The sequence below is a fragment of the Tenacibaculum agarivorans genome, from assembly GCF_001936575.1.
Lineage (GTDB): Bacteria > Bacteroidota > Bacteroidia > Flavobacteriales > Flavobacteriaceae > Polaribacter > Polaribacter agarivorans.
Genome location: NZ_MSMP01000022.1, coordinates 68,650 through 81,424, shown reverse-complemented (window position 1 = coordinate 81,424; position 12,775 = coordinate 68,650). Strand labels below are relative to the sequence as shown.

Annotated in this window: 6 protein-coding genes; all 6 read left to right on the top strand. The window is 34.4% G+C overall.

Annotated features, from left to right (window positions below; translation table 11 throughout):
• The coding region (locus BVC87_RS16100) for a T9SS type A sorting domain-containing protein (RefSeq protein WP_143569807.1) at positions 1-703 on the top strand (703 nt) is incomplete at its 5' end.
• Between the two features lie 196 nt (positions 704-899).
• Complete coding sequence (locus BVC87_RS16095; RefSeq protein ID WP_083629540.1) at positions 900-3,785, top strand: LamG-like jellyroll fold domain-containing protein; 2,886 nt, start codon at positions 900-902, stop codon at positions 3,783-3,785.
• Positions 3,786-3,974: 189 nt separating this feature from the next.
• Positions 3,975-4,142: a hypothetical protein gene (locus tag BVC87_RS23705; protein ID WP_200799205.1), complete on the top strand. Its 168-nt coding sequence runs from the start codon at positions 3,975-3,977 to the stop codon at positions 4,140-4,142.
• A 134-nt stretch (positions 4,143-4,276) separates the two neighbouring features.
• The gene (locus BVC87_RS16085; protein ID WP_075343423.1) at positions 4,277-7,672 is read left to right on the top strand and encodes a beta strand repeat-containing protein; all 3,396 of its coding nucleotides are present in this window, start codon (positions 4,277-4,279) and stop codon (positions 7,670-7,672) included.
• 144 nt (positions 7,673-7,816) lie between these two features.
• Positions 7,817-10,069 (top strand): hypothetical protein, encoded by a 2,253-nt coding sequence (locus BVC87_RS16080; protein WP_143569806.1) that lies wholly within the window; start codon positions 7,817-7,819, stop codon positions 10,067-10,069.
• 189 nt (positions 10,070-10,258) lie between these two features.
• Positions 10,259-12,682: a tail fiber domain-containing protein gene (locus BVC87_RS16075; RefSeq protein ID WP_083629538.1), complete on the top strand. Its 2,424-nt coding sequence runs from the start codon at positions 10,259-10,261 to the stop codon at positions 12,680-12,682.
• The last annotated feature ends 93 nt before the right edge of the window (positions 12,683-12,775 follow it).

Here is a 12,775-nt window from a genome sequence, read left to right as displayed (position 1 = left end):
ATTTGGAAGGAATATAGATACATCAGTTCCTACTATTGAATTACGAGCAAGTGTAAATAATACTACAGTTAAAACCAAAATATCGTATTCAGAAAAAGCTACAGAAGGTTTAGATGTTGGTTATGATATCGGAAACTTTGATGGATCAGCATTTGATGTATTCACTCATCTAGTTGATGGTTCTTTAGCGAATAACTTTACGCATCAATCTTTACCAACTTCAACTATGGAAACAACTAGTATTCCATTGGGAGTTAAGGCTGACGCTGGTAGTGAAATAGAGTTCGTTTCAAAAATGATAGCACTACCATCAGGTATTGAGATTTATATTGAAGATAGATTATTGAATGAGTATGTAAAGTTAAGCGAAACAGCATCGTATACAGTTCAGTTAAAAGAAGCTGTAAATGGAGTAGGAAGATTTTACTTACATACCAAGTCTAATAGTTTAACAGTTCCAACATTTACTTTAGATGATATAACAATTTACAATTCAAAGTCTACAGTATTTATAGAAGGGATTATCTCACAAGATTTTGAGCTTGTTATATATGATTTATTAGGAAAAGTAGTGTATCGAGGAAATCATCAAGGAACAGGGAAGAATAGTATTGAATTACCACCAATGGAACAAGCTGTGTATGTAGTTCAAGTACGAACAGAAGTTGGAGTTAAAGACAAGAAAATACTTCTTAAAAAATAAACCTTAAAAATCGGGTAAATATGGTAAGTATACAGCAGAAGCTATATATCTAAAAGTTCTAGGGGATGATTTTTAGATAAGTTAAACTTACTATTCAAGCATAAGTTGGAATACAAAATTGTATTCTGACTTATGCTGTTTAACACAAAAAAGTAGAATATATATAAACACTAATTATAAACTTTACGTAAAATTTATGAAACAGCTTTACAACTTTAGAGGTAACATAAAAGTATGTTGCCTAATGATTTTAATTTGGTTAGGAGCAAATAGTATGTATGCTCAAAACAATGTATTGAACTTTGATGGTCCAGTAAACGCAACTTATGATTATATTGAAGTACCCGATGATGCCAGCCTTGATTTTACCACAAGTTTTACCTTTGAAACCTGGGTGAAATTTGATTTCATTACTAGGTTTAGTGATGGATGGGATTGGCAATGCTTTTTTGCGAAATCAAGATTTACAGAATCCTATGGATTAATGTTGTTAACTGAAAGAACAAAAACATTACGTTTTTATCATGCAGGATTTGGAACAGGTTTTACAGATTATAACTGGACATCATCTTTATCTGCGAATACATGGTACCATGTGGCAGTAACATTCAATGGCACTAAAACGGCTATTTATATCAATGGTACTGAAGTGGCTTCACAAACAGCCTCAGCGGGTAGTGTTACTCCTAATAATAATTCTTTACAAATTGGAGCGGGATCTACAGGTGGCGGAGATCCATATCCTTTAGATGGAAATTTAGAAGAAACACGTTTATGGAATATAGCCAGATCAGAAGCAGAGCTTAATAGTACTATGAATACTGAGTTAATGGGAACAGAATCTGGTTTAGTATTGTATTACAAATACAATCAAGGAACTGCAGGAACAGATAATACAAGTATTACGGAAGTAATTGATAGCTCTATCAGTGGAAATAATGGAACATTAAATCAATTTGCTTTAGATGGTAGTGCAAGTAATTTTATAGATGGAGTAGAAGATCAAACCATTACCTTTGGAGCACTTTCTGATGTTACCTATGGTGACGCTAATTTTGATTTATCAGCAACTACTTCATCAGGTTTAGACATCACATATACAAGTTCTGATACTTCAGTAGCAACGATCTCTGGAAACACAGTTACTATAGTTGGAGCAGGTACTACAACAGTTACGGCATCACAATCGGGTAATTCCGTTTACAATGCAGCTATGGATATACCCCAAATCCTTACAGTAAATATGTTACCCATCGAAGTTACAGCAGATGCAAAAACAAAATATGTTGGTGCTGCAGATCCTGAATTTACATATGCTATTACTTCAGGAACATTAGTAGGAGGAGATACTTTTACAGGAAGTTTAAATAGAGCTACAGGAGAAACAATAGGTACCTATGCTATTAATTTAGGAACATTAAGTAATACAAATTATGATATAACATTTGTATCTAATGATTTAACAATTCTAAATCCTTCAGCAATTGTATGGGATGGAAGTACAAGTACGGACTGGATGGTAGGAACGAATTGGGATACAGGTATGGCACCAGTAGCAGGAAATGATGTTACAATACCAAATGTAGCGGCATCTCCAACAATTACTAGTGGAACAAATACTGAAGTTAATACCCTAACTATAGATGCATCTTCATCGTTAGCTATAGATGGTGGATTAATAGTAAATGCAGATTTTACAAATAACGGATCAGTTACTATGACCTCTTCAGGAAGTTCTAGTGCAACGTTACTAGTAAAAGGAGCTTCAAATGGTATGATCACTTATGAACGTGGTGGCTTAGTAGCAAATAAGTGGAGTATAGTAACTGCACCAGTTTCAGGACAAAGTATTAAAGATTTTGTAGAAAATCCAGCAAATGATATTCGTATCAATACTACGGTTACCCCAAATAGATATGCGGTAGGATTTTATGATGATAGTAGACCAACAGGAACGAAATGGGTATATTATACTACAGATGATTTAATAACAAATACCTTAACTTTTGAAAAAGGTAGAAGTTATACCATTTCAAGAGCAACAGATGGAGCAATAATTTTTACGGGGACAATAGAAACATCAGATGTTAATAAAAGTGTAGTTGCTTCTGAATGGAATGCAGTTGGTAATCCATATACAGCATATATTCCAGTAAATGAAAATGGAGGAGTGAATTTTATTCAGGATAATATTTCAAATTTAGATCCTACTTATAATGAAGTGTATATTTGGGATAATACACAAGATAAGTATGTGGCAAGTTCATTAGCTAGTTCAGCTAGATCATTAGCACCAGGTCAAGGTTTCTTTGTAAGGACAGGTACAGGAGTGAGTTCAATTACTTTTAAAGAATCATTACGTACAACTCAAAATGTAGGTGGTGTTTTCAAAGGAATACAAAGAATTCCAAGTATTGCATTACAAGTGAGCTCTAATGATATAAAAGTTATTACAAAAATTGATTATAGAACTAATGCAACTCTAGAATTAGATCCAGGTTTTGATATTGGTAATTTTGATGGAGCAAACTTAGATGTGTTTACTCATTTAGTATCAGGTACATCTAAAACTAATTTAACTTATCAATCATTACCAGAAGAAGCACTTGAAAATAAAGTAATTCCAGTAGGATTAAAAGCTAAAGCAGGATCAGAAGTTGTATTTACCGCAAATATGACCGATTTACCAACAGGAACTGAAGTATATTTAGAAGATAAAGAGTTAAATAACTTTATAAAATTAGAGCCAACTACAGCTTATGAAATTCAAGCAAAAGAAAATATAAATGGAGTAGGGAGATTTTTCTTACATACAAAATCAGGTAAGTCTACAGTTTCAGATTTTACAAAAGAGAATATCAATATTTACAATACAGACTCAGAATTAATAATATCAGGAATCGAAGAGAATAATTTTGAGATCAAATTACATGATACTTTAGGAGGAGTTATTTTTAAAGGTAGCTATAAAGGTACGGGAAAGAATCGTATAAACTTACCTGAAGTGGCAAGAGGTATTTATATTGTCCGCGTGACAACTGAATCAATAACGAAAAATAAAAAAATAATAATTGAGAAATAAAAAATAGTATCTAATTATTCAGATAATTCCGGTTTTCCCTTAAAGATAATATGAGGTAAACTCGGAGTTAAAATAAAAATTTAAAAATTTTTCAAAATAAAAGTAGGGTAGTTTATAATTTACCTGTACAGTTTATAGAAAGTAGAATTAAAAAGAATAAAACAGATAATGAATAATAATATGAATAAAATGGAAAACACAAAGTCGAAAGACAATGAGATCTCTAGAAAAGAAGCATTAGAAAAGTTAGGAAAATATGGTAAGTATACTGCATTAACAGCTTTAGGAACGTATTTAATATTAAGTCCAAAAAAAGCGCAAGCAGCAAGCCCAGAACCACCAGGGGGAGGTTTTTAGTAGCATAAAACATATCTTCCAATAGTAATAAGTCCGAATATATATTCGGACTTATTTTTTTATAAAAAAGTTAAATAAAAAAATAGGGTAGACAAGAAATAGCCTGTACAATAAATAGATAAAATACTATAATCATGACTAAACTAAAAATAGTTAGCTTTTTTATATGCTCTCTCATAGCTTATGTAGCTGTAGGACAAGAGTTCAACTATCAAGCAGTAGTTAGAGACAACTCTGGCGCTGTTATATCTAATAAAACAGTTGGGGTACAACTCAAAATTTATGAAGGAAATCCATTAGCAAGCGGTACAGTTGTGTATACAGAAACACATTCAGTAACTACAAGTGGGCAGGGTATAATATCACTTTCTGTAGGAGGTGGAACAACAAGTGATACATTTACTGATATTAATTGGAATTCTAGAAATCATTGGTTAGAAACTGCAATAGATACTAATGGAGGAACAAGTTATATAGTACTTGGAACTTCACAATTACAAAGTGTACCCTACGCAAATTATGCAGCAACTTCAGGAGATAAGTCGTTTACAACTGAAAGTAATGTGACTAGTAATACTTCAGGAAATACAACAACAGATGATTTTGTTTTTGGTAGCTCACAATTAGCTAGTGATAATACGACAAATGATGACGATAGAAGATTCTTTTTTGATAAAAGTAAAGGAGCTTTTAGATCAGGTACATCAAATGATAGTTCTTGGGATGATGCTAATATAGGAGTTGGATCAGCAGCATTTGGATACCAAAACATAGTAGCCGATGGCTTTAATGGATTTTCGGCGGGTTCTTCAAATACTGTAAGAGCTTCGAATGGTGTAGCTTTTGGAGATCAAAATAGAGTTACAGGAAATTATGCATTTGCACAAGGAGAACATCTAACCTCTGAAACAAGAAGCCAAATAACATTAGGTCATAATAACACACCTAATGTAGGAACTCAGGCAAATAGCAATGTCTTGAGGCATCCTGAAGACCGTTTGTTTGTTATAGGTAATGGAACCTTTGATAATAAAAGTGATGCTTTAACTATACTTAAAAACGGTAATACTACCCTAAATGGTACTTTAACTATTGATGGTGATAATGTAACTGGATCAGGAAGAGCGTATACGTTACCAGCACAAGATGGAGCTGCTAATCAGGTGATGAGTACAGATGGTTCAGGAAATATAAACTGGGTTGATGCAGGTACTTCTGGAACTTTTTCTACAGTAAGTAATGTAACTAGTAATGCTTTAGGTGACATAGCTAACGATAACTTTGTTTTTGGAAGTTCGCAATTAGATAATATTCCAAATAATACTACCGATAACAGTCGTATGTTTTTTAATAAAAACAAAGGAGCTTTTCGTGTAGGTTTTCTAAGTGATAACGCTGAAGGAGGTGCAGATGCTGGTCAAGAATGGAATGATGCTAATGTGGGATCTTTTTCTATAGCTATGGGTCGTGGCGGTTTAGTAAAAGGAACAGGAGGAGTTTCTTTAGGAGGCTCAAATACTATAGAGTCTAATACTTCGAATTCTATGACACTTGGACAGGGTAATCGCATAGAAAATATGAATAATTCCTATGCGATTGGAAATGGAAACAAACTTATTAGTGCTTCAAGTAATACCTTATATGCACATGTTTTAGGGTCAGACAATACCATTAGTGCAGGAAATAGTTATACTCTAGGTAATAACTTGACTACAAATAGATGGGGACAAATGGTATTAGGTTTTTACAACGAAGCTACCATACCGAATGCAGTAGGTTTTAATGATATGGATCCTTTTCTTGTAATTGGTAACGGAAAAACAGATACGAGAAGTAATGCTTTAGTAATGTTACGCAATGGTAATACAACATTAAACGGACAATTAACTATTGATGGAGATAATAAAGGTGCTGGTGCAGGATATACGTTACCGGCACAAGATGGTTTAGCCAATCAAGTGATGAGTACTGATGGCTCAGGAAATGTATCTTGGATAAACGTAGCTGCTCCAGGAGCTTTTTCAACGACAGCTAATGTGACAAGTAATGTATCAGGGAATATCGCTACAGATGATTTTGTATTTGGTAATGCTACTTTAGATGCTAATGGAGTTGCTAATTCAGGAGATGAAGTACGTATGTATTTTGATAAAAGTAAAGGAGCATTTCGTGTAGGGAACTCAACAGGTAACGATGGATTTGATGACTATTGGAATGCTGTAAACGTAGGAGATTATTCTGTAGCTATGGGTAGAGGTTCTGTAGTGCAAGGAATAGCAGCAACTGCTTTGGGTAGTTATAACGGTGTGGGTGGAGAAAATGCGTTTGCAGCTGGATATAATAACTTAGCTTCTCGTTTTGGATCTATAGCACTAGGAACAAACAATAGCGTTTCGGGTATCTATGCGGTTGGTTTAGGAGCGGGTTCTCAAGCTACAAGTTATGGGCAACAGACAATAGGTTTATTTAGTGAAGGAATTTTAGGAACGCATAATAGTTATGTAGCTACAGATGCTTTGTTTGTGGTAGGAAACGGTACAGGTGATGGAAATAGAAGTAATGCTTTAGTCATGCGTAAAAATGGTAATACAACCTTGAATGGTAAATTAACCATAGATGCTGATAATATTGCGGCTGGACGTTCTTATACCTTACCAGCACAAGACGGTACTGCAAATCAAGTAATGAGTACAGATGGGGCAGGGAATGTGAATTGGACTAACGTTTCAGCAGGTACTACTTTACCAACAGGAGGAACTAATGGTCAAGTGTTACGTACAGATGGAAGCGGAAATTATACTTGGGTGAATGATGCAGTAAACGATGCAGATAATGATCCAACTAACGAGATAGAATTACCAACAGGAGGTGTAAATGGTCAAGTATTACGCACAAACGGAAGTGGAAGTTATACTTGGGCTAATGATGCAGTTAATGACGGGGATTATGATCCAACCAATGAGATAGAATTACCTGCGGGAGGAACAAATGGTCAAATTTTAATAAGTGATGGTTCAGGAGATTCTCAATGGACGTCTGATATTTCTACAAATTCAGTTACAACAAACTCATTAAAAGTAAATAGTCTACCAAGTTTTTCTGCAGATTTATCAGGAACTTTAGTGTTATCTGGAGCAGGAAGTTTTTTAGAAGTACCTTCTTGGAGAACAAGTGATGCTTCAGTAGGAAATTTACATGATAATGGAAATCATTTTGATGAAACCACAGGAAAGTTTACAGCACCAGAAGATGGATTGTATTATTTTTCTGCACAAGTTCGTTTTGATGGGATCAATTCAGGGTTTGCTCGATTATTAATCGGAATTAAAGGACAATTAAGCTTAGAAAATGGAATGCATGCTATTTTCCAAGGAGACGCAGGAACTAATTATCATACGTTGAATGTAAGTGGAGTAATGAAGTTATCTAAAAATCAAGAAGTAGTATGTGTAGTGTACTCAAGTACAGATACATCTTGGAGTGTTCAATCGGAAAGTGGATTTAACGGTTATATGATTACACGACTTTAAACTAGAGGGTTTAAAATTTGTTTGTCTATGCATGAGTCAGGTTATTTATCTGACTTATGCTTTTTTTTAAAAGTAATTTTTTATGAAAAAAACTAGGGTAGCTCAAAAGTTACCTGTACAATAAATAGGTGTAATATTACAATAATGATGAAACTTAAAATAACTAGCTTTTTCATACTACTATTTTTAACTGTTGAAGTAATAGGGCAAACATTTAATTATCAGGTAGTAATAAGAGGTAGTTCGGGAGATATACTATCAAATCATACTGTGGGAATAGAGCTTAAACTTTATAAAGGAAACCCAACTACAAGTGGAACTGTAATCTACACAGAAACGCATACAATAACCACAAATACGCAAGGTGTAATATCACTTTCAGTGGGAAAAGGAATAACAAGTGATATCTTTTCTGATATCAATTGGAATGCAAGAAATCACTGGCTGGAAACAAGTGTTGACATAGCTGGAGGAACAAATTATGTAGTAATTGGAGCTTCAGAACTCCAATCGGTACCATATGCAAATTATGCAGCAAAAAGTGGTGATAAAGTGTTTTCTACTATTGCAAATGTAACAAGTAATGCTTCAGGGGCCATTGCTACTGATGATTTTGTATTTGGAAGTACACAATTAGATAATGACCCAACTACTACAGATGATAATTCAAAATTCTTTTTTGATAAAAGTAAGGCCGCTTTTCGATTAGGAAGATTGATAGATTTAGATCCAAATGATCCAGAAGATAATGAACTAGGTGATCAGTGGAATGATTCTAATGTAGGTGAAGAATCCATTGCTATGGGAAGAGGTTCAATTGTAGCAGGAAGAAATTCTGTAGCTATAGGAAATGTAAATAATATTGATGCAAAATCTCGGCAATCTATGACTTTTGGAGAAAGAAATCGTGTTATAAATAGTACTAGTGCATTTGCAATTGGAGATGATAACGAATTAACGCACAGTTTTTCTATGGCTATAGGTACTGCAAATAAAGCAACAGCTTTTGGAGGAATCGCAACAGGTTTTTTAACATATTCAGGAAGTTACGGAGAGACTGCTATCGGATTGGCTAATACACAAGTCGATGGTGCCAAAGAAGGATTTACAGCTACCGATCGTCTCTTTGTAATTGGAAACGGACGAGCTTCTTTTCAGAGAAGTGATGCTTTAGTGATGTTAAAAAATGGAAATACAACCTTAAATGGGCAGTTAACTATTGATGGAGACAATCAAGGTACTGGAGCAAGTTATACTTTACCCGCACAAGATGGTACAGTAAATCAAGTAATGACTACTGATGGTGCTGGAAATGTATCATGGGGGAATGCTTCAGGAGGATCATTCTCAACAACTTCAAATGTTACAAGTAATGCTTCTGGAACTATTGCTACAGATGACTTTGTGTTTGGTAGTAATCAGTTAGCGAATGACGCAACTACCAATGATGATGATCATCGTATGTTTTTCGATAAAAGTAAAGCTGCGTTCCGAGTTGGTGTGACACCAGATGATTTATCAGAAGGAGCTGTAGGAAATCAATGGGAAGATGCCAATGTTGGATATGCTTCTTTTGCAGCAGGAATAGGAAGTGTTGCAAGCGGAACAGAGGCAATTGCCTTAGGAAGATATCATACAGCAACAGGAGGCAATTCAGTAGCTATTGGGTCAAGTAATCAAACTACAACTGGAGGAAGTATTGCTATTGGAGCATCAAATATTGCTTCAGGTGTAGCATCAATAGCAATAGGAGATAATGTTTCTACAAGCTCGCGTTCACAAATTTCTTTAGGAATTAATAATGTACCATTAGGAGGGAGTGATTTTCGTTTTATAGCTACAGATCCACTTTTGGTAATTGGAAATGGAACTTTATCTACGCAAAGTAATGCATTAGTAATGCTTAAAAATGGAAATACAACATTGAATGGTTCATTAACTATTGATGCTGATAATACAGGAGTTGGTAGAGGGTATACTTTACCTGCTCAAGACGGAACAGCCAACCAAGTAATGGCAACGGATGGTGCTGGAAATGTAACTTGGGTTAACTATGGATTAGAAGCAGTTTCAAGTCCAACATTTGGTTCAGGGTGGCAAAACTATAGTGTTGTGCATGGTAATGGTTTTGAAGACGCAAGATATTATGTAGATAATGGTAGAGTATATTTAGGAGGGTTAATTCGTAAAACTTTTGGAATCACTGCGGGTGAAGTTATGTTAACATTACCTGTTGGATATAGACCTCAAAAACAAAGAATCTTTACAGTTTCTACCGAAGCTGGTATTGTAAGAATTGATGTTGCTGCTAATGGAAATGTAGTTTTTAATGGACCAGCTCATAATGGAGGGCAAAATTGGGTTTCTTTAGATGGAATTTCTTTTAGAGTAGATTAAAATAAAAGTGGTAAATAAACTTGAATGAATAAAGTGTATACACTTGGCTAGAACAGTGAGGGCTAATAGATTCTAGTGAAATTCAAGTTACCACCAAAGCATGAGTCAGAATTAATTTTCTGGCTCGTGTTTTTTTATTAGGGTAGCTTAAAAGTTATCTGTACAATAAATAGGTGCAATATTATAACAATGATGAAATTTAAAATAACTAGCTTTTTCATATTACTATTTTTGTCTTTAGAAGTAGTAGGACAAACATTCAATTATCAAGCTGTGATTAGAGATAGCTCAGGCGCTATATTACAGAATCATACTATAGGTGTACAGATTAAAATTTATAAAGGTAATCCAACTACAAGTGGAACTGTAGTCTACACGGAAACGCATACAATAACCACAGATATACAAGGTGTAGTATCACTTTTAGTAGGAAAAGGTACAACAAGTAATATGTTTTCAAATATTAATTGGAGTACTAGAGACTACTGGTTGGAAACAAGCATTGATATAGCAGGAGGTATAAATTATTTGGTAATTGGAACATCAGAACTTCAATCTGTACCTTATGCAAATTATGCTACTAAAAGTGGTGATAAAGTGTTTTCTACAACAGCTAATGTAACCAGTAATGTATCAGGAAATTTAACTACAGATGATTTTGTATTTGGAAGTCTCCAATTAGATAATGACACTTCAACGACTACTGATGATTTTAGATTCTTTTTTGATAAAAGTAAAGGAGCATTTAGAGCAGGAAGAGTATTTAATAGTGATTGGAATGAGACAAACTTAGGTGAATACTCTATTGCTTTAGGTAGGGGAAATTTAGCATCAGAAAATGCTTCGTTTGCTGTTGGAGAAAGTAATACGTCATCTGGTTCATCATCTATGGCTTTAGGAGAAGGAAATGAAGCTACAAATTATGCGGCTTTCGCAGCAGGTTACAATAGTATTGCTTCTGGAGATTCTTCTGTTGCAATGGGAGATGGCAGTAAAGCTACTGCTCAAGATGCAATAGCTATAGGAGATGGAAATATAGCAAATTCAACATATAGTGTAGCCATAGGAAATAGAACGGTATCTGATAGCTATGGACAAGTTTCTTTAGGTAATTACAATACAGAAGTAGCAGGAAATAAGACACAGCGTATTGCCACTGATCGTTTGTTTGTGATTGGAAATGGAACAAGTATTCTTAATAGAAGTGACGCACTTACTATATCAAAAAATGGAAATACAACTCTAAATGGTCAATTAACAATAGATGCAGATAATCAAGGTTCAGGAGCTCCATATACTTTACCATTACAAGATGGACTCGCTAATCAAGTAATGCTTACAGATGGGATTGGAAATGTAAGCTGGGGAAATATAAATAGCAATGGAGTCTTTTCTACAACAGCTAATGTAACAAGTAATGTCTCAGGAAATTTAACTATAGATGATTTTGTATTTGGAAGTACCCAATTAGATAATGATACTTCAACGACTACTGATGATTTTAGATTCTTTTTTGATAAAAGTAAAGGAGCATTTAGAGCAGGAAGAGTATTTAATAGTGATTGGGATGAGACAAACTTAGGTGAATATTCTATTGCTTTAGGTAGAGGAAATTTAGCATCAGAAAATGCTTCGTTTGCTGTTGGAGAAAGTAATACGTCATCAGGTTCATCATCTATGGCTTTAGGAGAAGGAAATGAAGCTACAAATTATGCGGCTTTCGCAGCAGGCTATAACAGTATTGCTTCTGGAGATTCTTCTGTTGCAATGGGAGATGGTAGTAAAGCAACAGCACAAGATGCAATAGCTATAGGAGATGGAAATATAGCAAACTCAACATATAGTGTAGCTATAGGAAATAGAACGGTATCTGATAGCTATGGACAAGTTTCTTTAGGTAATTACAATACAGAAATAGCAGGGAATAAAACACAACGTGTTGCTACTGATCGTTTGTTTGTAATTGGAAATGGAACAAGTATTCTTAATAGAAGTGATGCACTTACTATATTAAAAAATGGGAACACCAATATTAACGGTAAATTAACAACTACAAAGGGAGTTGATTTTCCTAGTGCTTTCGGTCCAGATACTAACTATGTTGGTACCGAGGGGAATTCCATTTCTTTTGGTCATGCAGGTACAAGTGAAGACTTTATTGGATACGCAAACAATGCATTTTATTTTAGAGATAGCCCGGGAGGTGGAGATACAGCACAACCAAGCGTTTATGCGCAAAGCTTTCCAACGTATTCTAGTCGTAGGTGGAAGCATAATATAAATGATATAAAAGATGCAATTCAAATTATTAATCAATTACGAGGAGTAACCTATACATGGAATACATCTCATGGTGGTCATAATGATTTTGGATTTATAGCAGAAGAGGTAAATAAAATTCTTCCGCAAGCAGCACAAAAAGGAAAAGATGGAGAAGTTGATGGAGTAGATTATGGAAGGATTACCCCGTATTTAGTTGAAGCAACAAAGCAGCAACAAAAAATAATTGAAGAACAACAAAAACAACTTAAAGCTCAAGAAGAAAAGTTAAAAAACATCGAAAAAACATTACAAACATTACAACAAAAGTTGTTAAACAAAAATGGTAAATAAGCTTGAATGGATAAAGTGTAAACACTTGGGTATGACATTGAGAGCTAATGGTTTATAGCGAAATTCAAGTTATTACCATAGCATGAGTCAGAA

Bases quoted from the DNA above. Each gene is read 5' to 3' on its own strand.
- BVC87_RS16075 (WP_083629538.1), top strand. From the start codon at position 10,259: ATGATGAAATTTAAAATAACTAGCTTTTTCATATTACTATTTTTGTCT.
- BVC87_RS16095 (WP_083629540.1), top strand. From the start codon at position 900: ATGAAACAGCTTTACAACTTTAGAGGTAACATAAAAGTATGTTGCCTA.
- BVC87_RS16080 (WP_143569806.1), top strand. From the start codon at position 7,817: ATGATGAAACTTAAAATAACTAGCTTTTTCATACTACTATTTTTAACT.
- BVC87_RS16085 (WP_075343423.1), top strand. From the start codon at position 4,277: ATGACTAAACTAAAAATAGTTAGCTTTTTTATATGCTCTCTCATAGCT.
- BVC87_RS23705 (WP_200799205.1), top strand. From the start codon at position 3,975: ATGGAAAACACAAAGTCGAAAGACAATGAGATCTCTAGAAAAGAAGCA.